This is a genomic window from Neofamilia massiliensis, assembly GCF_001299475.1.
Taxonomy (GTDB): Bacteria; Bacillota; Clostridia; order Tissierellales; family Peptoniphilaceae; genus Neofamilia; species Neofamilia massiliensis.
The window spans coordinates 564,574-588,518 of sequence record NZ_CYUJ01000002.1 but is presented as its reverse complement, the minus strand read 5'-3'; the positions used below and the strand labels follow the sequence as shown (position 1 = coordinate 588,518).

The following is a 23,945-nucleotide window of genomic DNA, read 5'->3' as shown; positions in this document are numbered from 1 at the left end:
TTAATTGCATCTGTTGATATTGTAAACGTTTTTTGCGAAAAAATCCATAGCAAAACGCAAATATCTTAAATTTTTTTCAATTTTCATTTTTCTTTTTCTTTGTAATTCGCTATTTTTTCAGTCTTAGCAAGCTTTTATCTTATTTAATATTTTTTCAATTATTTCAGCTGTATTGACGTTTTCGTTTGCTTTTTCTCTTCTAGTTGAAAATTCTACTATATTTTCTCCTGCATTTTTTCCAACAGTTATCCTTAAAGGAATTCCTATTAGGTCTCTGTCTTTAAATTTTACACCTGGTCTTTCCTTCCTATCGTCAAGAAGAGTTTCTACTCCAAGGTCAGAAAATTCCTTGTATAATTTTTCTCCAAGATTTTTTTGAGTCTCATCTTTTGGATTTACAATAGTAATAATTAACTCATAAGCAGCTACACTCATTGGCCAAATTATTCCATCTTCGTCGTGGTGTTGTTCAACTATGGCTGCAAGACACCTAGAAACACCAACTCCATAGGATCCCATGTAGACATCTTGGTCCTTGCCATCTTCATCTAAATAGGTGAAACCTAAGGCCTTTGAGTACTTAGTCCCAAGTTGGAAAATGTTTCCCACTTCGATTCCCCTGTCTAGGTGAAGAATTCCATCTGATAGCGGGTCCTTGTCTCCTTCTTCAACTAATAATAAGTCATCTACAACTACGCCATCAAAGTCTCTTCCGTAGTTGGCGTTTTTAATGTGATAATCAGTCTTGTTGGCTCCAACTACTAGGTTTTTCATTCTAGTTAATCTTTCATCTATAAAAAGTTTGAATTCGCCTTTTAAGCCTAGAGGTCCAGAAAATCCTGGCTCTGCTCCAGTTATTTCTTTTATAGTTTCATCTGATGCTACTTGAACATCAAAGTCATTTACTTTACAAGCATTAAAGAACTTTGTTTCGTTAAGTTGTCTATGACCTGGAATTAAAGCTATAAGAGCTTCTTTCTTTCCATCGACAAAGGTTTCATATATGACCATTTTTGCTAGCTTTGATTTTTCTATTTTTAAAAAGTCTGCTAGGTCGTCAATGGTTGTTATGCCTGGTGTGTGAACTTCTTCTAGTTCTTCTTCCTCTCCAGATTCATCTACGTCTAAAATAACTTGGGCCTTTTCATCTGTTGCTGCATAGTTTGAATCTCTTGAGTAGGCTATTACTCCTTCGCCATATTCAGATAAGGCAATAAATTCATGGGAGTTGTTGCCACCCATGGCTCCAGAATCTCCTTGAACAATTGTGTAGTCTAAATTCATTCTTTCAAAGATTTTTTCATAGGCCTGCCACATGTTTTTATAAGATTCTTCCATTCCTTCTTTGTCCTTGTCAAAAGAATAGGCATCTTTCATTATAAATTCTCTGGCCCTAATTACACCGAACCTTGGTCTCTTTTCGTCTCTGTACTTAGTTTGAATTTGGTAAAGAGATAGAGGTAGTTGTTTGTAAGATCTGATTTCGTCTCTAACTAGGGTTGTGAAATATTCTTCGTGGGTTGGTCCTAGACAAAATTCTCTAGAGTTTCTGTCTTTAAGTTTAAACATTTCTGGTCCAAAAGTTGCCCATCTGCCAGATTCTTCCCACATTTCTCTTGATTGAACTGCTGAAAGATGACATTCTTGGGACCCTGCCCTGTCCATTTCTTCCCTGTTTATTTCTTCAATTTTTCTAATTACTCGATAGCCTAATGGCAAGTAAGAATAAATTCCACTTACATTTAGTCTAATCATTCCCGCCCTTAAAAGAAGTTGGTGGCTGGCAATTTCAGCATCTGATGGAACTTCTCTTAAAGTTGGCATATAAAGTTTTGATAAGCGCAAAGTTTTCCTCCTCTTGTGGTTTTCTTTATAAAAAAAGGCACTTCATCTACAAGAGACGAAATGCCGTGGTACCACTCTAATTTTTTCTTATTGATCGATATAGGAATCACCCATTTTGCTCAAAGATTTGGCCAGTAAATTAGTTATTGAGACCTTTCACCAATCGTCTCTCGCTGTAAATCTATTTTTACCTTTGATCTTTTCAACGCTTAGTTTAGATTATCACATCTTTTTAAGCCTGTCAATTAAAATAATCTTTCATCTTCCTTCTATTATATACAAATATATTTACGGCTTAGAAGGCTGGGCTAATATTTCCTTGGTATTTTTCTTCAATAAACTTTCTTGCTGCTTCTGAAGTTAAAACCTTGTAGACTTTTTGGTAGGCTTCTTTGTTTTCTTCACCTGCTCTGGCTACTAATAGGTTTGCATAAAGAGAGTTTTGGCCTTCTTTAATTAATGAATCAGATGATGGGTCCAGGCCTACATCAATGGCGTAGTTGGCATTTATAATTCCGCCGTCAACGTCTTGGTAAGACCTGGCTATGTTAACAGCATCTAAGGCTGTGAATTTTAAATTTTTTGGATTTGAAATTATATCTTCTTCTGTTGCCTTTACATCTGTTGGATCTTTTAATTCAATTAAGCCTTCTTCTGCAAGTAGGAGTAAAGCTCTGGCACCGTTTGATGGGTCGTTTGGAATTAAAATTTCTGCTCCATCTGGAATTTCATCTACAGAATTGTACTTAGTTGAATAAAGGGCCATTGCTTCTACGTGAACTGGACCTACAGATGCTAGGTCTAGATTGTGGTCTTTAGCAAATTCTTCTAAATATGGTAAATGTTGGAAGTAGTTTAGGTCAAGATCACCATCTGCTAGGGCTAGGTTTGGTTGAACATAGTCGTCAAAAGCTACAACTTCTACTTCTACTCCTTCATTTTTAAACTCATCTGCTAGGGCTTCTAAAATTTCTTCGTGAGGGCTAGGTGATGCTCCTATTACAACTTTTTCTAAACCGTCTGCGCTTACTTGTTCACTTGCTTTATTTTCTTCTTTGTTACAGGCTGTTAATACTAAGCCCAATGCTAAAACTAATACTAATAATTTCTTTTTCATAATTTTCTCCTCTTTTTTATTATTTGTTTTTCTTGTCTAGTTTTTTTGTTAAATAGTTTCCTAATAGTTGAACAATTTGCACTATTAATATAATTAATATACAAGCTGCCCAAAGTATATCTGTTTCATTTCTCTGGTAGCCATATCTAAGGGCTACATCGCCAAGTCCTCCACCTCCTATCGTTCCTACTATTGCTGATTGGCCAATTAAGGCTATTATTGTCATTGTCACTGAGGCAATTATTGGGCTTAGGGCTTCTCTTAGGACTACTTTTTCTATAGTCTTATTGTCTGCTCCCATTGCTTGGGCTGCCTCAATTATTCCAGGGTCAACATCATTTAAGTTGCCTTCTATAAGTCTAGCTAAAAATGGAATGGCTGAAAATGTTAGGGGAACCATTGCTGCCCCAAGGCCTATTCTCTTTTTTGCTATTAATATTGTTATTGGCGTCAAGATGAAAATTAAAACTATAAAAGGCAATGACCTAAATATATTTATTAGGCCATCTAAAAACCTATAAAGTTTTTGATTTTCTCTTAGACCATTTTTTTGGCTGGTATAAAGTAAAACTGCAAGTGGTAGGCCTAAAAGAATACCAAAAGCACTTGCTACTAAAACCATAAGCAGGGTTTCAGGTAGAGCTGGCAGTACGATTTTAATTATTCTTTCCATTATATAACCTCCACATTTACCTTAGACTCTTCTAAAAAATCTAAGGCAGCTCTAATATCATTTTTCTCTCCTTGGATTTCCACTGTTAAATATCCTGAAGTAGAATCCCTTCCTATAGTAGAAATATTTCCTGATAAAATATTTATTGTGCACTTGGAATTTTTAAGGAGTTGGTTTATTATTGGCTGCTTAACTGTTTGTTTGCCAAAGTTAAGTCTATAAAGGTCGCCTTTAAATTCATTTTTGTCTAAGACAATTTCTTCTGCCTGGTCAGGTAGATTTTTAATAAAGGACTTGGTCCTAGCAGTCTTTGGATTTGAAAATATCTCTTCTACACTTCCTCTTTCTATAATCTTTCCATTTTCCATAACTGCAATTTGGTCACAAATATCTTTGGCCACTTCCATTTGGTGGGTGATAATTATAATGGTCATTTGATACTTGTCTACTGCGTCTTTTAAAAGTTTTAAAACCTGGTCAGTGTTTTGTGGGTCTAGGGCTGAAGTTGATTCGTCTGATAAAAGAACCTTAGGTTTTGTTGCTAAGGCCCTGGCTATTGCCACCCTTTGCTTTTGTCCACCTGATAGCTGGCTAGGATAAGAATTTCTCTTTTCCCTTAAGTCGACAAAGTCTAAAAGTTCGCTTACCTTTTTTTCTATGTCTTCTTTAGTTTCCCCTGCTAACTTTAATGGAAAGGCAATGTTTTCAAAAACTGTTCTTTGGTTAAAAAGATTAAAGCTTTGGAAGATCATGCCAATGTCTTTTCTAGCTTCTAAAAGCTCTTTTTCATTTAGGCTATCAATTCTCAGTCCATCTATTTCAATTTTGCCACTTGTTGGCTCTTCAAGTCTGTTTAAACATCTGACAAGTGTTGACTTACCAGCTCCTGATAGGCCAATTATCCCAAAGACTTGTCCCTTGTCTACTTGAAAGGAAACATCGTCTATGGCCTTGAAGCTGTGGCCATTTGTTTTAAATTCTTTAGTTAAATTCTCTACCTTAATCATAAGTTCTCCTTAAAATAATCATAACCACCGGCGTAGCCGGTGGTTTGCTCTGCCCCTATAAGGGGCTTTTACCTGCTGTGCACCTTGTGCACACTGAATGTCTATCAATCGCACTACTTTCTCAACTAGCGCTAAAGCGCCTCATTCCATTTTTTACATTTTTGTTTTTTCTCCAGTAAATGGATCCATATATTCCTTTATACTTATTTGGTCTTTTGTAAAATCTTCTTTTAACTGATTTTGGATATATTCTTGAATTTTCTTCGTGTTCTTTCCTGCTGTATCTACATAATAACCTCTACACCAAAAGTTTCTATTTCCATACTTATATTTTAAATGGGCATGGCGGTCAAATATCATTAAGCTACTTTTTCCTTTTAAGTATCCCATTATTTCTGACACGCTATATTTTGGTGGTATCTCTAGTAACATATGAACGTGGTCTATGCATAACTCTGCTTCTATTATTTTTATTCCTTTTCTAGTCAGCAAATCTCTTAAAATTTTTCCTATATCTGTTTTTATTCTTCCATAAATTATTTGTCTTCTGTATTTTGGTGCAAATACTATATGATATTTACAATTCCATTTTGTATGTGATAAACTATTATTATCCACGTGGGTAACTCCTTTCATTTAATTAGATTGATAGACAAATCTATTTTAACATGATTGGAGTTTTTTTACTTGAAGCTAAAGCTAATTATTCCCCCAGCATAGCTGGGGGTATTTATTGTGGTAAACCCACAAAAAAAGCTTTCATCCTAATAAAAGGACGAAAGCATAGCTTACGTGTTACCACCTTAATTTATCTTCTTATCACTAAAAAGACCTCACAAAGTACAATCATACTTCTAACGCTATAACAGGCGCACCTGTTGCAGCCTAAACTAAAAGTCTCGGTGCAAATGCTCCAAGGCCATCTTCCAAAGTTCTCATCCATTTCTCTCACCATACGAAATGTCTCTGTATGAATCGAATCCTCTGTACTCTCCTCTTCAATGCAATGTCATTTTTTATGATTATATATGGCTTTTATTTTAATGTCAAGTATAATTTTAAAATTATTTTTGTTATTTGTAAAATATTTTCCCCTAACATTTGATTTTTCTTGGATTTTGCCTACTTTTTTTAAGATAAATGTTATATAATTTATTTTCAGGAGGTACTTATGAAAATAGTTATTGTCGGTGCCGGAAAAGTTGGAGAAGTTCTTTGTAAGGACCTATCCCTTGAAGGTTACGATATTATTTTAATAGAACAAAATAAAGAAAAACTCGAAGCCATTATTGACACAACAGATGTAACTGGCTTTGTAGGCAATGGCGCCAGCATTGATGTCCAAATGGAAGCTGGCGTTGATACTGCAGATATTTTTATTGCAGTATCAGAAAAAGACGAAATAAATATTATAGCTTCAATTATTGCAAAAAAATTAGGAGCCAAGGACACAGTTGCCAGAGTTAGGTCTCCAGAATATAACCAAAATGTAGAATTTGCCCAAAAGGAACTGGGGATTTCTTTTATGATAAATCCAGAAAAACAGTCTGCAAAGACCATTATGGATTCAATAAAATTCCCTGGTGCAATTTCAGTTGACTCCTTTATGCATGGCAAAGTAAATATACTAGAATTTTCTGTCAAAGAAGAATCGCCAATTGAAAACAAGGCTTTAAAAGATATAAAAATGACCAAGGGCCATATTTTAATTTGTGCAGTTGATAGAGACGGAGAGGCCTTTATCCCAGATGGGAATTTTGTCCTTGAAAAAGATGATAGAATCCAAGTTACTGGAGACATGGCTGCCTTAAAAGAATTTATTTTAAAGTGCAATTACCCTAACAAACTAATTAAGTCTCTTTTGATTATAGGCGGAGGCGAACTTTCCTACTACTTGGCCTTAGAAAGTATAAGGAGAAAACTTAAAGTAAAGATTATAGAAATTGACGAAAAGAGAGCCGAGTATTTGGCAGAGGCTCTGCCTGAGGCACTAATAATTCATGGCGATGGAACTGACCACGACACTCTTTTTGAACAGAGATTTGAAAACTACGACGCCATTGTTTCTTCTACACCAATTGACGAAGAAAACATAATGCTTTCTATGTATGCTGAGTCAATGACTGATGCAAAAAACATTGTCAAAATTTCTAGAGACAGGCTAACACCTCTAGCAAAAAATTTAGGAATAAATACAATTATTACTCCAAAGGCAATAATTGCTGACAATATTACTAGGTATGTCAGGTCCAAGGCAAAAATTTCTAGCTCAAAAGTTGAAAACTTACACAGACTTTTAAATAAAGAAGTTGAGGCCATTCAATTTTCCATTGGTGAAAGTAACCAGGCCCTAGGCATTGCCTTTAAGGACCTAAAAGTTAAACCTGGAGTACTATTTGCCTGCATCCAAAGAAATGGAGAGATTATATTTCCTACTGGTAATGATTTCTTTATAGCTGGCGACAATGTTGTAGTAGTTTCTAAGCTAAAGTTTTTAAATGAATTTGAAGACGTGTTGGTGTTGTAAATGAATAGACAAATGATTTTAGCAACTGTATCAAGGATAATGATATTTTTTGCCAGTTTAATGCTAATACCAATTGGCGTTGGTCTCTACTATGGAGAAGGATCTATTACATTTTTTGCTTTTTTAAAGGCTATGATTCTTACCTTCTTAGTATTTTTACCTTTTTCCCTAATTAAAGTAAAATCAACTTTTATCTATATTAAAGAAGGATTTATTATTACTTCAGTTAGCTGGCTCTTAATGGCGTTTTTCGGATCCTTGCCTATGTATTTTTCTAGACAAATTCCATCTTTAGTTGATGCTTTTTTTGAAATGGCATCAGGCCTAACAACAACTGGAGCTTCAATAATTACAGACTTAGACAAGATTTCAAACTCAGTTTTGTTTTGGAGGTCTTTTTCTCACTTTATTGGAGGTATGGGAGTTTTAGTTTTGGCCTTGGCAGTCCTTCCAGAAATTACACCAACTTCAGTCCAAGCTATGAAGGCAGAAGTACCAGGTCCCCAATTTGGGAAGATTTTACCTAAGATAAAGTCTTCAGCTAGGACCCTTTATATAATTTATATTGTTTTAACCTTGATATTAATTATTGCCCTAGTCCTTGCAGGTATGCCAGTTTTTGAATCTATTAACCACGCCTTTGCAACAGCTGGAACAGGTGGTTTTGGTATGAAAAACGGATCAGTTGCCTACTATCAGTCTCCAACAATAGAGTTGATTTTATCAATAGGCATGTTGGTCTTTGGTGTTAACTTTAATATTTACTATATGATTTTAATTGGCAGGGCTAAAGATGCCTTTAAGTCTGAAGAATTGAGAGTTTATCTTTCCATAGTTGCTCTTTCAACCCTGCTAATTAGTTTAAATATTTATAAACATTACACCAGTTACTTAAATGCTTTGAGAGATGGATTTTTTGCAGTATCATCAATAATCACCACAACAGGTTTTGCAACTGCAGACTTTAATGCCTGGCCTGCTTTTTCAAAGTGGATCTTGCTTCTTTTAATGTTTATTGGTGGCTGTGCAGGCTCAACTGCCGGTGGCCTAAAGGTAACTAGAATAATTGTTGCAGGAAAAGCTGGCCTTAATGAAATTAAAAAATCTATTAACCCAACTAGAAAACTAAGTATAAGATACGACGGCAAGTCTCTAGACAAGTCTACTGAAAGAAATATCCTAAGGTACCTGGTCCTTTACTTTTTAATCTTTGGCCTTTGCGTCTTAATTGTATCTATTAATGTGAAGGACCTAATGACTTCATTTACTGCAGTAATAGCTACCTTTAATAATGTCGGCCCAGGACTCGAAATTGTTGGACCAATTGGTTCTTATGCCTTCTTCCCTAACTTTAACAAAATAATTTTATCTTTGATTATGATTATGGGAAGACTTGAGCTAATGCCCCTTTTAGTTTTATTTTATTCTGAAACTTGGAGGCTAAACTAATGGACGACTTTATTTTAAGGCTCTTAGATGCTAGAGAAGAAAGATATGAAAAACAAAGAAGGCTTATTGATAAATTTAATAAGCCTCTTATTTCTTTTATGCTAAATACTCCAGGCAGAGAAAAATATTCTGAAAAACTTGTCGCCTTTCAAAAACTTGGCATAGAAAAAATAGAAAATCTTTTAGGAGAAAAAATTCTCTATGCAGAATTTAAAGAAGAAGTAACTGGCTCTTATTATATGGCCCTTGTTAATGAAGATGCCAAATTTTTAAAAAAACAAATGATGACCCTAGAAGACTGTCTTTCTGGCAGACTTTATGACATTGACGTCTTTGACCAAAATAAAAAACAAATTAGCAGAAAGTCTCTAGGAGAAAATCCAAGAAAATGTCTACTTTGCAATAGGCCAGCAAAAGATTGTATAAGAGAACAGAGACATTCATACGAAGACTTAGTTCAGGAGATGAATAAAATTCTTGAAGATGAATAAAAATAAAAAATAACTTGCAGGATTTTTTATATGCTATATAATAATATCCTAGGCGAGTGTGGCGGAACTGGCAGACGCGCCATCTTGAGGGGGTGGTGGGCTAAGCCTGTGGGGGTTCGAATCCCCCTACTCGCACCATTGGATATAAAAAAGACAAGCTTCAAATCATTTTTGATTCTGAGCTTGTCTTTTTGTTTTTACTGAACTTTTCCTACTAACTCGTCGTTTTCACTTGTTAGGATTATCTTGTGGCCTGGTTTTATTTCTTGGCTGATTAACATTCTAGAAATTTTGGTTTCAATTTCTTTTTGTATATATCTCTTAACTGGTCTGGCTCCGTATTGGAGTGAGTAGGACTTGTCGAGAATTAAATTTTTGCCTGAGTCGTCAATTTCTAGGCCAATGTTCATTTCTTTTAATCTCTTTTTCAAATCGTCTATTTGTAGGTCGATAATTGAGAAGATTTCTTCTTTTCTTAGTGGTTTAAATAAAACAATTTCGTCTACCCTATTTAAAAACTCTGGCTTAAAGGCATGTCTCAATTGATCTTGGACTGAGGCCCTGGCTTCTTCTGATATGGATCCGTCTTCTTGAATGCCATCAAGAAGGTCTAATGATCCAATGTTTGAAGTCATAATTATAACTGTGTTTTTAAAGTCTACAGTTCTGCCTTGGTTGTCAGTAAGTCTGCCGTCGTCTAGAACTTGTAGGAGTATATTAAAGACATCTGGATGGGCCTTTTCAATTTCATCAAAGAGGACTATTGAATATGGTTTTCTCCTTACTGCTTCAGTTAGTTGGCCGCCTTCTTCGTAGCCAACATATCCTGGAGGAGCTCCAACTAGTCTTGACACTGTATGCTTTTCCATATACTCTGACATGTCTATACGAATCATAGATTTTTCGTCATCAAATAAGGACTCTGCTAGGGCCTTGGATAATTCTGTCTTTCCTACACCTGTTGGGCCTAGGAAGATAAAAGACCCAATTGGTCTGTTGGCAGCTTTTAATCCTGATCTTGATCTAATTACTGCATCAGTTACTGCTTGAACTGCCTCATCTTGGCCAATAACTCTTTGGTGAAGAATTTGGTCAAGTTTTAATAGCCTTTCTCTTTCTGATTCTTGAAGTTTTGTTATTGGAATCTTTGTCCACCTAGAAACTACTTCGGCGATTTCATCTTCAGTAACTTCTTCTTTGATTATCTTGTCAGCTCCAGCTTCTTCTTCAGCTACTGTTGCTTGGGCTAATTCTTTTTCAAGTTGAGGAAGTTCTCCATACCTAAGTTGTGATAGACTTTCAAGGTCGTAAACTCTTTCGGCTTCGGCGATTTTTTGTTTTACGCCGTCGATTTTTTCCTTAAGTTCTTTGACCTTGTGCATGGATTGTTTTTCTTCTTCCCATTTGGCTGAAAGTTTGTCAAAGACTTCTTGGTCAGCTTGGATTTCTTTTTCAAGTTTTTCAAGTCTTACTTTAGAAGCTTCGTCATCTTCTTTTTTCAAAGCTGCTTTTTCAATTTCTAGGGTAAGAAGTTTTCTACGAATTTCGTCCATTGATTCTGGCATTGATTCCATTTCAGTTCTTAACATTGATGAAGCTTCGTCCATTAGGTCAATTGCCTTGTCTGGTAGGAACCTGTCTGTAATATACCTATCTGAATAAACTGCTGCAGCTATTACTGCCCCGTCAGAAATTCTTATTCCATGGTGGATTTCATATTTTTCTTTAATGCCACGAAGGATGGAAATTGTATCTTCAACAGTCGGTTCTTCTACTAGAACTTTTTGGAAACGTCTTTCAAGAGCCTTGTCCTTTTCAATGTTTTCCCTAAATTCATCTAAGGTTGTGGCTCCAATTACATGAAGCTCTCCCCTGGCTAGCATTGGTTTTAATAAGTTAGATGCGTCCATTGATCCTTCTGCCTTGCCAGCTCCAACTATGTTGTGGATTTCATCTATGAATAAAATTATTTGGCCGTCAGATTCTTTTACTTCATTTAAAACAGCCTTAAGTCTTTCTTCAAAGTCTCCACGATACTTGGCACCAGCAACTAAGGCTCCCATGTCTAGAGAAATTATTGTCTTATCTTGAAGTGATGAAGGTACGTCCTTGTTCACTATTCTTTGGGCTAGGCCTTCTACAATTGCAGTTTTACCAACACCTGGTTCACCAATTAGTACTGGGTTGTTTTTTGTTCTCCTAGACAAAATTCTAATTGAGTTTCTAATTTCTTCGTCTCTGCCAATTACTGGGTCTAATTTTCCATCTCTAACTAATTGGCAAAGGTCTGTGCCATATTTTTCTAGGGCCTCATAAGTTCCCTCTGGATTGTCTGTTGTTACATTTTGATTTCCACGAACTTTTTGTAGGCTTTGTAAAAATTTGTTTCTATCTATGGCAAATTCTCTAAAAATTTCTGCTGACTTTGTTCCCTTAACCTTTAGCAAAGCTAGATACAAGTGCTCAACACTTACATAGTCGTCTTGAAAGTCGTTTGCTTCTTTGACAGCGTCGTTTAAAAGCTTGTTAAAGTCAGCTGATGGATAACTTTGGCCGCCAGATTGTTTAGGAAGTTTGGAAATTTCATCTGCTAGTCTCTTTCTATAGGCATTTATATCGATGCCCATTAAAGAAGCGATTCTTCCTATTAGACCTTCCCTGTCATCTACTAGGGCGTAGTGGAGATGAAGGTCTTCTATTTGAGGATTTCCATTACTTATGGCAGCTGAGTTTGCATTATTTATTGCTTGAATTGATTTTTGTGTAAATTTGTTAAAGTCCATAATGTCTTCCTCCTTATTATTTACTTTTATTTATTTAGGTCTTTAAGTTTTCTATAAAGGTCTTCTTGGTCCTTGGTCAAGGTCTTTGGGTTTTTAATTTGAAATTCAACTAAAAGGTCTCCCTTAGATCCTTTTAGATTTTCAAAGCCCCTTCCTTTAATTTTTAGCCTTTGACCTGATTCTGTTTTTTCTGGGATTTTTATTTTTAGCTTACCTGTTAGTGGAGATATTAAAACTTCTCCACCAAAGTAGGCATCCCAAGGATTAATGTCTGCTCGATAAATTATATTATTGTCTTCTAAATATTCTCTTTCTGAATTCCTAATATTTATTTCAAATAATACATCTCCATCAAGGCCCCATTTTTCTCCTTTTACTCTAAGTTTTTTCCCTGGAGTAATTCCCTTTGGCACCTTTACATCCAAAGATACACTTTGGCCGTTAAAACTTACTCTAACGGTTTTATTGACTCCTTCATAGGCTTCCTTAAGGCTAATATCTAAGCTAGAGTTGTATTGGGGTCTAGATTTTTTCTTAGACCTTGGTGAAAATAGGTCTTCAAAAGAAAAGCCTGACCTAGTTGTTGTCTTTCTACCTCCGCCTCCGCCAAAAATTGTTTCAAAGAAGTCAGAAAAGTCTCCCATTGAGGAAGTTGTATAAGTGTAGCCAAAGTCATTTGGATTAAAGTCTTGGCCGCCTTGGAAATTATAACCTGATCCAAAGGTGTCGTATTTCTTCCTCTTTTTCTCATCAGATAAAACCTCATAGGCTTCAGAAATTTCTTTAAATTTTTCTTGAGCTTGGTCGTCATTAGGATTTAAATCTGGATGGTACTTTTTTGCAAGTTTTCTATATTTGGATTTTATTTCATTGGTGGTCGCAGTTTTTTCTACTCCAAGTATTTTATAATAGTCTTTGTATTGCAAAGTAAGTCACCTCTTTTTATTCAACAAATAGCCAGAGGAAAAACCTCTGGCCAACAAATTTCTTTATAAGTATTATCTTACGTTATAATTTTACCCTGCTTAAAAGTCTTTAAACATTTAAAAAATAAAATTAATTTTTTTAATCTATCTTTTAAAATCTCTTAGCAATCTTTAGGACTTTATAAACTTTCAAAGACTGCACCTTCAATTAAGTCCTTGGCCCTTAAAGTATCAATCCAATTTTTTGGAATAGACTCATAGCCATAAATTAATCCAGCAAGACCTCCACTTATGGCGCCAATAGTGTCGGTGTCGTCGCCTAAGTTAACGGCCTTTAAAACAGCCTCCTCGTATGAAGAAGACTTTAATAGGCACCAAAGACTGGCCTCTAGTGAATAGACAACATAGCCAGTTGATTTAATGTCTTTTTCTTCTAACTGGTCTAAAATTTTTAATCTCTCATAGGTCTCGCTAACTTTTAAATTCTTTAAAATATCTTTAAGTTTTCGACCTTTTAAAATTTCTCTTCCTATATAAACATAAATCAAACAGCCTTCAATAGAAATTTCATGACCGTGAGTAAGGGCAGAAACTTTTGCTATGTCTTCGTCATTAGCATCTGTAAATATTAATGGCAAAATTCTCATTAAAGATCCATTTCCATTGGACCTTTGGTCAACTTGGCTAGATTTTTCCAAGGACCCTGTTTCTATATAGGTCTCTATAGCCTTAGCTGTAGTTCTACCCACATCAAAACAGTTGTTGTCCGGGGTAAACTTCCCATCTTTTAACCAGTCTACAAAATTTTCCATTATAGCTTCTAGGTCAATAGACTTTTTTTCTTTAATTGCATAGGCAGTTGCCAGGGTCATTGAAGTGTCATCTGAAAAAGTTCCTGGAGGCTGGTCCCAAGATCCGTAGCCTTCCATCTTTGTAACTTTATAAGTGCCCCTTTCATAAAATTCAACAGGAACTCCAAGGGCATCTCCAACTGCCAGGCCATAAAGGCCATCTCTTAGTGTTTTCATAATTCTTCCTCTTTAAAATTTAAAAAAGCTAATAAGCAAAAAGCCTATTAGCTAAAAATTTCTATCTTAATTTGTTGTCGTCTTGGATATAAGCTTTGGCTTCACCGATTTTTTTATAATAATCTTTTTCTTCTTCGCTTACCCCTTCAGCTTTTTTCTTTAAAACTTCTTTTTCAGCTTCTGCTACTTGTCTATCTGGATTAAGTTCATCAGCTGGGCACATAGATGGGTCTTCAAGAAGGTCTTTGTCTAAACATAAATCAGGATCTGCTGCTGGATCGTAGCCTGCAAATATTTCATTATAAAGCTCCTCAGCTTCTTCTCTAGACTTGCCATATTTTTCTTGAAGGTAACCTTCTAGTTTTTTTGTATCTCCTTTAATTTGCATTAGTTCGTCTTCAGTAAGCTCACCAAATTTTCTTTGGATGGCTCCCTTAATTTGTTCCCATTTTCCTTCTAAAATATCCTTATTCATTATAGACCTCCTTCTAGTCTGTCTTCTCTTCTGCTTGCTATTAAATATATTCCCAGAAGAAATTATAATTAAACAACAATTAAAAAAAGAGTAAAACAAGATAAGTGTCTAGACTTTTATCATATAAAAAACCAAGAAGCTTTTTTACTCTTCTTGGTTAAAGATTTCTATTAAATTTTTTAAGCCTTGGCATTTGGTAGAACTCTAAAGCCTTGGGTCTTTTTCTTTATTACTTGGTAGGCGATCATTGAGGAAATTCCTTTTATAGCCATGGTCATTGAGATAACCATCCATATTGCTAAAACTCCAAAGTGTGGCATCAATATTAAAGCAAGTGGAATTCTAAGTGAGTTTCCAACAAGTCCGTTTATTGCAGGAAATCTTGTTAGGCCAACTCCACTTAGGGCTCCAGTTATTCCTATTTCAATTGCCATTAGGACTTCTGAAGCTCCCATAATCTTTAAAAGTCTACCACCTTCGGCTATGGCTGCTGGGTCTCCTGGCATAAAGAGTCCAATTAAATTTTCTCCAAAGAAAATTAGAACACTTGAAGCAATTGCCCCAATTAATATGAAAAGTTTTATGGCTTCTTTAAAGCCTTGATCCATCCTGTCGTAGTTTTCTGCTCCTAGGTTTTGGCCCATAAAGGAGGTAACTGCAACTGCAAATCCATCTGCTGTCATCCAACAAATTGATTCAATTTGAACTCCTAGGGAAAATACTGCCATTGGCATTGGACCAAATCTTGAAATAAATGTATTTAGTACTGATGCTATTATTGCCATTCCTGTTGATTGAACTGAAACTGGTAGGCCGACTTTTACAATGTTTTTTACCTTAGTCATATTAGTTTTTCTCTTAAGATCAACTACCCCCATAATCTCATCTTTTTTTGAAATTACTATAAAGATTATTAAAACTACTGCTTGGGCTAAAACTGTAGCAAGGGCAACTCCCTTAACTCCCATATTAAATACATGAATAAATAATGGGTCCATTATAAAGTTTAGTACAAGGCCAATAACCGAAAGTTTAAAAGGCGTTACAGAGTCTCCCATTGAGTTGTAAGAAACTGCAAACATTGGATTTAAAAATACAATTAGCATGCCTGCAATTTGTATTCTCAAATACTCAACTGCATAGGTCCTTACCGTTTCTGTTAAAGTAAAAAAATCTAAAAAGCTATTCATAAATAGGGCTGCAATAATTGTATAAAGTAAGGAAATAAAAATATTTACTTTAAAGCCGTTTTCTACATATCCTATTACATTGTTGTAGTCCCGTCTGCCATAGGATTGGGAAATCCATGTTGCCGCTCCAACTCTTCCTATCATAGCTAGGGAGTTTCCTATATAATTTATAAGTCCTGCCGTTCCAACTGCTGCTACTGCAGAATCAGAATACCTGCCTAGCCAAAACATATCGACTAGGTTGTAGGTAATTTGGATAAAAGATATACCCATTAGGGGCAGGGCCATTTTTATTAGAGTTTTCTTTATATCTCCATGTAATAAATAGTTTTTTTCTGTCAAATAAAGTCCCTCCTAGTCTTCTTGTTCAGTTAATATAATCACTCCATCTTTTGTAAGGGCTAGGGTGTGTTCGTATTGGGCACTCATTGACCCGTCTTTAGTCCTAGCTGTCCAACCATTGTCATCCATTTTTATTTCATAGCCGCCTGTGTTTATCATCGGCTCAATTGTAAAGACCATGCCTTCCATTAGCCTTTGGCCTCTACCTGGTTTTCCATAGTGAAGGACTTGTGGATCTTCGTGCATATTTCTTCCAATGCCGTGGCCAATAAAGTCTCTAACAACTGAATAACCAAGTGGCTCAACATAAGATTGGATGGCGTGGCCAATGTCTCCTAACCTGTTACCAACTTTAACTTGGTCAATTGCCTTATAAAGAGATTCTTTAGTGGCATCTAAAAGCCTTTGTTTTTCTTCAGAAATTTCTCCAACTCCATAAGACCAAGCTGAGTCAGCTAAGGCATCATCTAGTCTAACAACCATGTCGATTGTAACTATGTCCCCTTCTTTTAAAGGCTCGTTTCTTGGAAAGCCGTGACAAATTTCATCATTTATTGAAGCACAAATTGCATAAGGATAACCTTGGTAGCCTTTTTGTTCTGGATAGGCTCCTCTTTCTAAAAGATATTCTTCTACAAACTTATCTAACTCCATAGTTGTAACTCCTGGAACAATTCTCTTTCTTAGTTCCTTGTGAACTTGGGCTAAAAGTTTTCCAGCTGCGTGCATTTTTTCTATTTGTTCATCTGTTTTTAAAATAATCATCTTCTACTCCTTTATAATATCCTTTAAGTCTATATCATTTTTAGCCCATTTTTCAACTACTGGGTCTAAGTTTTTTGCTTCTTTATAATCTTTCACTGCCTGGGAAATGTTTCCTAACTTCCTATAAGAACAGGCCCTGTTGTAATATAAAATATGGTGGGGATTTCTATCTATTCCCTCTGTTAAAATTTCAAGAGCATCTTCATATCTCTTTTCTTCTATATAAATTGCAGACATATTTAGAAAAATATAAATATTATCTGACAAATCCTTGGCCTTAATATATTCTTCCAAGGCCTTGTCGTGGTCGCCAGTTTTTTTATAGACGACGCCTAGGTTAAAGTGGGACAAGTAGTAATTTGGATTTAGAGAAATGGATTTTTCCAAATAGGTCTTCGCCTGGTCTAGGTCATTTTCTTCTTCATACAAGGACCCTAAGTCGTTGTAGGCAATAAAGTCAAAGGAATCTAGGTCAATAACTTTTTTTAAATAGGCCTTGGCCTTGTCTTTTTGACCTAGGTCACCATAAATTGTTCCAGCATAATAATAGGCTTCTTTATAAGTTGGGTCTAGGTTAATGGCCCTCTCATAATAAATTAAAACTTGGTCCAAGTCCTCGCCTACTAGTTCGCTAGTATAAGCTAGGCCATACCAGGCGCCAGAATTATTTGCATCTATATCTAAAATTTGAAAATAAGTTTTTTTCGCATCTGCATAGTTTTCCATTAGGCTATAAAGATCTGCTAGGGAAAATAAAAGCTCGGCTAAAGCTTGACCTGATAAAAAATGTCTGGCCTCTTTGTATTTTTCTAAGGCCAAAATATAATGACCAAGGTTTTTTTCTTCCTCAGCCTGGTCTAAAAGTTTTATTAACTTTGTATCTCCATCATTTTGCATTAAAATATCACCTCTTAAATTTTATCACAAATAAATTTTCTAAGCTATAAGCTAGAGACAAAGTTTTTAATGAATATAATTTTTAATGTGGTAAAATATATTTAGATAATAAATGAGGTGATGACTTGGAAATTAATATTGGAAAAGATAAGAATTTAAAAAATGTAAATCTACTAACTGAAAAACTAAACCACCACGGCCTAATTTGTGGTGCAACTGGTACAGGAAAAACTGTAACCTTAAAAGTTTTAACTGAACACCTATCTGACCTAGGCATTCCAGTAATCTTATCAGATGTTAAAGGCGACCTAGCCAATCTAATTAATCCTGGAGACCCTGAAGAGATAAAAGACCGCCTAGACCAAATGGAAATAAATGACTTTGAACCTACAGGCTATCCAATTAATCTTTGGGATGTCTATGGAGACGAAGGACTGCCACTAAGAGTTTCTGTCAGCCAAATGGGTCCCCTATTTTTAGGACAAATTTTAGAACTTAACGAAGTTCAACTTGGAGTTTTAAACATTGCCTTTAGAATTGCCGACTCTCAAGGACTTTTGCTTTTGGATATTAAAGACTTAAAGTCAATTTTAAGATACATCCAAGAAAACCGCCAGGAAGTTTCTATGGAATTTGGCCAAGTTTCTGGAGCAAGTATTGCTGCCATCCAAAGAAAACTTTTACTTTTAGAAGACATGGGCGGCAACTTGTTTATGGCAGAGCCGTCTTTAGACATAGAAGACTTAATTGCTGAAGACAAGTCTCACAGGGGCATGATAAATATACTGTCTGCTAGAAAATTAATTTCAAACCCAAGACTTTATTCAATGTTCCTCCTTTGGATGCTGTCTGAACTATATGAAAGTCTACCTGAAGTTGGAGACCAGGAATTTCCAAAGCTGGTATTTTTCTTTGACGAGGCCCATCTTTTATTTAATAACGCATCCAAGGCCTTAAATGAAAAGATTTTACAATTAGTTAGACTAATTCGCTCTAAGGGAGTTGGAATTTTCTTTGTCAGCCAAAATCCATTAGACATTCCTGACCCAATTGCCTCTCAACTGGGAACAAAAATAATCCACCAGCTTAGGGCCTTTACTCCAAGAGAGCTTAGGATGATAAAAGAAATTTCTCAAAGTCTAAGGCACTCAGATGACCTTAACCTAGAAGAAGAAATTCAAAATCTAAAAACTGGCCAGGCGATTATTTCCAGCCTAGATGCATCCGGATCACCAAGACCAGTTGAAAAAGCCCTAATCTATCCACCAAGGTCGTCTTTTGAGCCTCTAACTTTAACTGACTACAATCGTGTAATTCAAAATTCTAACTTTTATAACAAATACTTCCATGGAGTTGATAGAGAATCTGCCTATGAACTTTTGGCTGTTAGGTTTGAAGAAGAAGCTAGACTGGTCAAGGCCCAAGAAGAGGAAAAAATATTGATTAAAGAACAAAAGGCCAGAGAAAGAGAAAAGAATAATTCTCCAGTAACTAAAATGTTTAACTCAGCCCTTTATTCTTTCACCAGACAAATTGGCAGAGAAATTGCCAGAGGCTTTATGGGCTCTTTTAAGAAAAAATAAAATTTAAGAAAAAAAAATAATGCTATAGACTAAGCTTTCCTTAATCTATAGCATTTTCTTATTTTAAATATTCATACATTTCATAAGATCCTGGATCTTTGGAATAATAAAGAGCGAAAACTTCTGGTCCTGTATGGGCTCCAATTACACAGAGAATTTCTTCTTCAATAATGTTTTCTCTCTTTACTCCCATGTCTAGAAGAAAGTTTACTGCTTCTTCCATCATCTCAGGCCATTGGCCGTGGGCAATAGTTATTTTTTGGTCTGGGTTAAAGACACCATCTTTTGAATACTTGTTCATATAGGTCTTTAATTTTTTAAAGTAGGCTTTTTTAGATCTAACCTTGTCTATGGACTTTAGCTTTCCATCTTCTTGGTCAATCCACAAAAATGGCATAATGTTTAGGACTCCACCTATTACTGCAGAAGTCTTTGACAACCTGCCATTTCTATAAAGGTATTGGAGGTCGCCTACAGTAAAGAAGTACATTTGGTTTGCTACTTGTCTTTTTAGATCTGCAACAATTTCTTCAAAGCTGGCTCCAGCCTTTTTCATTAGACCTGCCCTAAGAATTGCAGCTCCTTGACCAAGAGATGCACCCATAGAGTCAATTACTTCTATCTTTGCATCAGGATATTTTTCTAAAACCTTGGCCTTGGCCTTGCAAGCATTGTCATAAGTTCCTGAAAGTCCTGACGAAAGAGTAAAGTAAAGGGCCTCCGCTCCTTCAGCTGCAAGTTCTTCAAACCTATGATTTATATAGGCTTCTGTAACTTGGGATGTTTTATAATCAGTTCCTGCTCTCATGCCGTCATAAAATTCCTGGCTTTCAATGGTCTGTCTCATTATATATTCATTTTCACCATCATTTATAGGGATAGGAAAAGTTTCAATTTCATATTCCTCTAGACGGGCCTTGGAAATATCTGCGCCGTCATCAGTTATAATTTTTATCATTTTGCCTCCTGCATATAATTTTGCCTATTTGTACAGGTCTTTTAGTTGGCCATATATTTTATAGTCTACATTTTTTAGATCAGACACCTTATCTACATCTAAAAGGGCCATGTAGATTTTTAATTTTTCTTTCAAGTCTTTTACATAAGAAAGGGCTAGGTCGAAGCCGCCTCTAAGGAGATAATTAATAATTTCCCCAGATCCTGCACAAAGGTCTGCTCCTAAGACTAAGGATTTTAAAATTTCAGAAGAAGTTTTAATTCCACCTGATGAAATTACAAACAAGTCGTCCTTTTTCAAATCTTTTACTTCAAGTAAGGAAAGAGCTGTAGGAACTCCCCAGTTATAAAATTCTGAAAAATCTTTTTCTTGGTTTCTCAAGTCTTCAATTTCAATAAAGTTTGTTCCGCCCTTGCCTGCTAGGTCAATATTTCTAACGCCTAGGTCATAAAGAGATTTTGCAACTTTGCCGCTAAGGCCTGTTCCAACTTCTTTTACAATTACTGGTTTGTCAATTTTTTCTACAATATTTTTTATATTTTCGCTAAGACCTTTAAAGTTCCTGTCGCCTTCAGCCATAACAAGTTCTTGGGCTAGGTTTAGATGAAGTTGGATGCCGTCAGCATCAATCATAGAAATAGCTTTCCTACATTCTTCTAGGCTAGCTAAGGCACTTAGGTTTGCAAAAATCAGTCCGTCTTTGTTTCTTTCTCTCACAAGTTTAAAGGATTTGTCAGCTTCCTCATCGTCTAAGGCAATTTTTTGTGAGCCAACTGCCATGGGAATATTAACTTCTCCTGCAATCTTTGCTAGGTTTTCGTTTATCTCTTCAGCAAATTCTGACCCACCTGTCATTGCATTAATCATAAAGGGAAAGGAAATTTCTTTGCCAAAAACTTCAATGGAAGTATTGATGTCATCTAGATTTTTATTACTTAGGGCACAGTGGTCAATATAGACATTGTCAAAGAGACTTTCGTTTTTATAAGATGTCAACAAATAATTTTCTATATGTTCTTGTTTTCTAGATTTTCTCATTTTATCTCCTTCCTTAGTCCATTAAATAAGGACCAAAAAGTCTTTCGAACTCGTCGTGGGCTTGGTTTTCGTAAGGCTTCCAATAAGAGACCTTGTTGCCGTCAGGATAAAGTTCTAAAAATTCTCCTGGCATAGTTGTGGTTTCAATATTATTTCTATCTAATTTGCCTGCCATGGCTACACCTGAATAAATCATTGCTGGGTCCATGTTAGTGTCTACAAAGTTTGAATAGACATTTAAAATTTGTGGCAGTTTTAAAATATTTTTTGGTTCTAAAGTTTGTTTAATCATTTCAGTAAGGAAATATTGTTGGACCTTAGTCCTGTCTACATCTCCATCCTTGTAGTTCCTATATCTTAAAAATAAGATGGCCTGATCACCAGAAAGTTTTTGCACTCCTGGTTGGAAATCAATTAAGTATTCCTTGCCCTTGGTAGTGTCTTGTTTGTACATCCTTTGTTTAATGTCAACTTCAACTCCGCCTATGGCATCAACTAGTTTTTCAACAGCCTTGTAGTCAACTCTTACATAATAGTCCACATCAAGATTTGTAAAGTCACGAACTGTCTTCATTAAAAGTTTCATGCCTCCATAAGAGTGGGCGTGGCCTAACTTGTCTAAGGCTCCCTTAACTGGAACACGAGAGTCCCTAGGAAGAGACATCATCTTTATTGAGCCGTCATTGTAGTTAACCCTACAGAGGATCATAGTGTCAGACCTAATACCAGTTTGACCTGACGCTGAAACCTCAATGTTTTTAACATCAGAAGTATCAACTCCAACTAAGAGAAAAAATACTTCATCTATATTAGCTTGTTTGATTTCGTTTCCTTCTTCAATATTTTCAACTTGTTCAACACCAGCTTCTTCTTCAAGGGCCTGGACTTCAGAAAAGCCACCGCCAATTTTTGACCAAACCCACATATAGGCGCTGGAAAATATAACTAATCCAATAAGGAAAGATACAAAAAATTTTCCCTTCAAAATTTATCTCCTTCTTCTATAAAAGTACATTATTTATCTAGTCTATAATAGCAGAAAAAACTTTAGTTTACAAGAAATTAAGACCTGCAAAGCCAAAAAATAAAGAGACTGGCTGCTGCTAAATCAGCACATCCCCCTGGAGAAATATTCATTTCAATAAATTTTTTATCTAGCCTATAAATTTCTTCAAGGCCTACTTCACTTCCATAAGCACCTAGGTCTTTAACCTTTTTTGCTGAATCATTTAAGAATTTCCCAGCTTCAGGTCCCCTTCTGCCAATAATATTTGTATCAACTAAGCAGGTCATAATTTCAATTAGGCCATTACCTAAGGCAATTTTTTCGTCAAATCCAGAATTAATTGACTCTTCAATGACCTTGTAGGCTTTAGAGATAGCAGGAAAGCCCAAGTAGGCCTCTCCCCTTGCCCCTAGAAGGCCATGGTCTAAGTATTGTTTTATGCCGTAAGTTTTGTTTTCATTTTTAGAAATATCGTTAAAGTCCTTTAAAATATTTTTTGAAATATCTCTCGACCTTGCAGAAATATTTTCTACTGTCAAAACTTGGTCTTCACTTTTTAGTGATCCAATAGCTCCGCACAAAATGGCAAAAATGAAAATTGCCCCCTTGTGGGTGTTAATATTATTTGTAGCCGCAAACATTGCCCTCTCTGCTTCAAGTCCACAAGTCCTTAAGGAAGGAAAAATATCTCCATAGTCCTTATCTTTGTTTTCATAGCCGATCTTTGTACACTTGTAGAAAAAATCATCTAGGGCCACAATTGAATCCACAAAGGTGTAAAGGTCCATGTCATCGTGGGCACCAGAATTTATCCTATCAACTAGTCCAGGCTTTGGACTAAGTAGAACTTCGTATAATAGTGCTTTTTTTGCAAGCTTGTTTACTTCCAAGAAAAATTTATCCATAAAATCCTCCCTATCAATAATATGATAAGGGTCTTTAATTTTCAATAATTGACTTTACTTTGTAACTTAATTTTCACAGAAATCTTATAAGATAAACATTAGAGGTGAAGATATGAAAAAACGATTAATACTTTTAACATTGCTTTGTGCCCTAGTCCTAACAGCTTGCGTAAAAATTCCAAACCAAGGACCAGAAAACAAGACAAATGACCTTGACAGCGAAGACCAAGTTACTGTCATTGGCCTAGTTAAAGACAGATATGTAGAAAACGACAAAAAATACTTGGACCTAGATGTAAATGGACAACTTCTAAAAATAGATTGTTCAGCTTATGATGACTTTGGCCTAATAGAAAGTGGATCTAAAATCGATTTAACCTATGACAAAAATACATTTGAACTTGTAGGGATAAATGAAATACTAGCAAATGAAAATCAAGATTTAAATGAAAACCAAGAAATAGAAGAAGAAAAGCTAGCAGAGAAAAAAATCTATGCAGAAGACAAGGTCGCCTACGAAAACTTTAATGAAGCCTTTTCTTTGAACTTAGACTTTGTTGATAAATTTGGAATCGACTCTGTAAAAGTTTATACTGATGCAGAAAAAGTTGGAGATGAGTTTCTCTATGATGATGGAAATACTTTTATTCTTGTAGCTGAAAGTTCTCAAGGATCTTACGAACTTTTTAATAAAAGAATTCAGCTAGGAGACATAAAAGTAAATGTCTATACAGAAGATGATAACAAATTAGTAATTAGTCTTTTAGAAGACCAAACTGCAGGAATCTCCTTTAAAACTTTTGAAAAATCCCAGGATGATTACTTTTTAGAAATTGACCACTACCAAGGCCAAGGCAATATAAATATGATAGGTTCCTTTTAATAATTATTTAAAACTAGGTAAATATTAACTTTTACCTGGTTTTTTTATATTCAAGTT

21 protein-coding genes, 1 tRNA gene and 1 other annotated feature are annotated in these 23,945 nt (G+C 35.4%); of the genes, 6 read left to right on the top strand and 16 right to left on the bottom strand.

Features of this window, described 5'->3' with window-relative positions; genetic code table 11:
• Positions 1–123: 123 nt before the first annotated feature.
• The 5 genes from BN2667_RS02835 to tnpA form a co-directional block, all read right to left on the bottom strand.
• A complete protein-coding gene (locus tag BN2667_RS02835; protein ID WP_054251808.1) occupies positions 124–1,845 on the bottom strand; it encodes a proline--tRNA ligase in 1,722 nt (573 codons plus the stop codon).
• 295 nt (positions 1,846–2,140) lie between these two features.
• A complete protein-coding gene (locus tag BN2667_RS02830; RefSeq protein WP_054251807.1) occupies positions 2,141–2,962 on the bottom strand; it encodes a MetQ/NlpA family ABC transporter substrate-binding protein in 822 nt (273 codons plus the stop codon).
• Positions 2,963–2,981: 19 nt separating this feature from the next.
• Positions 2,982–3,635: a methionine ABC transporter permease gene (locus BN2667_RS02825; protein ID WP_075967860.1), complete on the bottom strand. Its 654-nt coding sequence runs from the start codon at positions 3,633–3,635 to the stop codon at positions 2,982–2,984.
• Positions 3,635–4,642, bottom strand: coding sequence for a methionine ABC transporter ATP-binding protein (locus tag BN2667_RS02820; protein WP_054251806.1), 1,008 nt, complete (start codon positions 4,640–4,642; stop codon positions 3,635–3,637). Before BN2667_RS02820 ends, BN2667_RS02825 begins: the two co-directional genes overlap by 1 nt.
• Before the next feature lie 153 nt (positions 4,643–4,795).
• Positions 4,796–5,278 carry an IS200/IS605 family transposase gene (gene tnpA, locus BN2667_RS02815; RefSeq protein WP_075967859.1) on the bottom strand — a complete coding sequence of 161 codons (483 nt, stop codon included), beginning with the start codon at positions 5,276–5,278 and terminating at the stop codon, positions 4,796–4,798.
• Between the two features lie 132 nt (positions 5,279–5,410).
• Positions 5,411–5,653: a binding site (T-box leader), on the bottom strand.
• A gap of 160 nt (positions 5,654–5,813) precedes the next feature.
• Here tnpA and trkA point away from each other — a divergent pair.
• The 4 genes from trkA (at position 5,814) to BN2667_RS02795 (ending at position 9,247) form a co-directional block, all read left to right on the top strand.
• Positions 5,814–7,169, top strand: coding sequence for a Trk system potassium transporter TrkA (gene trkA / locus BN2667_RS02810; protein ID WP_054251804.1), 1,356 nt, complete (start codon positions 5,814–5,816; stop codon positions 7,167–7,169).
• Positions 7,170–8,618 (top strand): TrkH family potassium uptake protein, encoded by a 1,449-nt coding sequence (locus BN2667_RS02805; RefSeq protein ID WP_054251803.1) that lies wholly within the window; start codon positions 7,170–7,172, stop codon positions 8,616–8,618. It begins immediately after the preceding gene.
• Complete coding sequence (gene citX / locus BN2667_RS02800) at positions 8,618–9,109, top strand: citrate lyase holo-[acyl-carrier protein] synthase (RefSeq protein WP_054251802.1); 492 nt, start codon at positions 8,618–8,620, stop codon at positions 9,107–9,109. The genes BN2667_RS02805 and citX overlap by 1 nt, the downstream gene beginning before the upstream one ends.
• Positions 9,110–9,161: 52 nt before the next feature.
• Positions 9,162–9,247, top strand: a tRNA-Leu gene (locus tag BN2667_RS02795).
• Positions 9,248–9,306: 59 nt separating this feature from the next.
• On the opposite strand, the gene clpB is transcribed toward BN2667_RS02795, so the two are convergent.
• From clpB to BN2667_RS02760, 7 genes are all read right to left on the bottom strand, one after another.
• Complete coding sequence (gene clpB, locus BN2667_RS02790; RefSeq protein ID WP_054251801.1) at positions 9,307–11,892, bottom strand: ATP-dependent chaperone ClpB; 2,586 nt, start codon at positions 11,890–11,892, stop codon at positions 9,307–9,309.
• Between the two features lie 26 nt (positions 11,893–11,918).
• Positions 11,919–12,818 carry a DnaJ C-terminal domain-containing protein gene (locus BN2667_RS02785; RefSeq protein WP_054251800.1) on the bottom strand — a complete coding sequence of 300 codons (900 nt, stop codon included), beginning with the start codon at positions 12,816–12,818 and terminating at the stop codon, positions 11,919–11,921.
• A 179-nt stretch (positions 12,819–12,997) separates the two neighbouring features.
• Entirely contained in the window at positions 12,998–13,846 is an 849-nt protein-coding gene (locus BN2667_RS02780; protein ID WP_054251799.1) for an ADP-ribosylglycohydrolase family protein, read from the bottom strand.
• A 61-nt stretch (positions 13,847–13,907) separates the two neighbouring features.
• Positions 13,908–14,321: a CsbD family protein gene (locus BN2667_RS09145; RefSeq protein ID WP_075967858.1), complete on the bottom strand. Its 414-nt coding sequence runs from the start codon at positions 14,319–14,321 to the stop codon at positions 13,908–13,910.
• 179 nt (positions 14,322–14,500) lie between these two features.
• Positions 14,501–15,853: an MATE family efflux transporter gene (locus BN2667_RS02770; protein WP_054251798.1), complete on the bottom strand. Its 1,353-nt coding sequence runs from the start codon at positions 15,851–15,853 to the stop codon at positions 14,501–14,503.
• A 12-nt stretch (positions 15,854–15,865) separates the two neighbouring features.
• Positions 15,866–16,618, bottom strand: coding sequence for a type I methionyl aminopeptidase (map, locus tag BN2667_RS02765; RefSeq protein WP_054251797.1), 753 nt, complete (start codon positions 16,616–16,618; stop codon positions 15,866–15,868).
• Between the two features lie 3 nt (positions 16,619–16,621).
• Positions 16,622–17,515 (bottom strand): tetratricopeptide repeat protein, encoded by an 894-nt coding sequence (locus tag BN2667_RS02760; protein WP_054251796.1) that lies wholly within the window; start codon positions 17,513–17,515, stop codon positions 16,622–16,624.
• A gap of 125 nt (positions 17,516–17,640) precedes the next feature.
• On the opposite strand from BN2667_RS02760, the gene BN2667_RS02755 reads away from it, so the two are divergent.
• Complete coding sequence (locus BN2667_RS02755; RefSeq protein ID WP_082380176.1) at positions 17,641–19,098, top strand: helicase HerA-like domain-containing protein; 1,458 nt, start codon at positions 17,641–17,643, stop codon at positions 19,096–19,098.
• A gap of 58 nt (positions 19,099–19,156) precedes the next feature.
• Here the strand turns inward: BN2667_RS02755 and BN2667_RS02750 are convergent, their stop codons facing one another.
• The 4 genes from BN2667_RS02750 to citG form a co-directional block, all read right to left on the bottom strand.
• Positions 19,157–20,056, bottom strand: coding sequence for a DegV family protein (locus tag BN2667_RS02750; RefSeq protein WP_054251795.1), 900 nt, complete (start codon positions 20,054–20,056; stop codon positions 19,157–19,159).
• A 24-nt stretch (positions 20,057–20,080) separates the two neighbouring features.
• The gene (gene fni / locus BN2667_RS02745; protein WP_054251794.1) at positions 20,081–21,094 is read right to left on the bottom strand and encodes a type 2 isopentenyl-diphosphate Delta-isomerase; all 1,014 of its coding nucleotides are present in this window, start codon (positions 21,092–21,094) and stop codon (positions 20,081–20,083) included.
• 13 nt (positions 21,095–21,107) lie between these two features.
• Positions 21,108–22,079 carry an LCP family protein gene (locus tag BN2667_RS02740; RefSeq protein WP_054251793.1) on the bottom strand — a complete coding sequence of 324 codons (972 nt, stop codon included), beginning with the start codon at positions 22,077–22,079 and terminating at the stop codon, positions 21,108–21,110.
• A 77-nt stretch (positions 22,080–22,156) separates the two neighbouring features.
• The gene (citG, locus tag BN2667_RS02735; RefSeq protein ID WP_054251792.1) at positions 22,157–23,005 is read right to left on the bottom strand and encodes a triphosphoribosyl-dephospho-CoA synthase CitG; all 849 of its coding nucleotides are present in this window, start codon (positions 23,003–23,005) and stop codon (positions 22,157–22,159) included.
• 112 nt (positions 23,006–23,117) lie between these two features.
• Here citG and BN2667_RS02730 point away from each other — a divergent pair, with 112 nt between their 5' ends.
• The gene (locus BN2667_RS02730) at positions 23,118–23,888 is read left to right on the top strand and encodes a hypothetical protein (RefSeq protein WP_054251791.1); all 771 of its coding nucleotides are present in this window, start codon (positions 23,118–23,120) and stop codon (positions 23,886–23,888) included.
• Positions 23,889–23,945 lie beyond the last annotated feature (57 nt).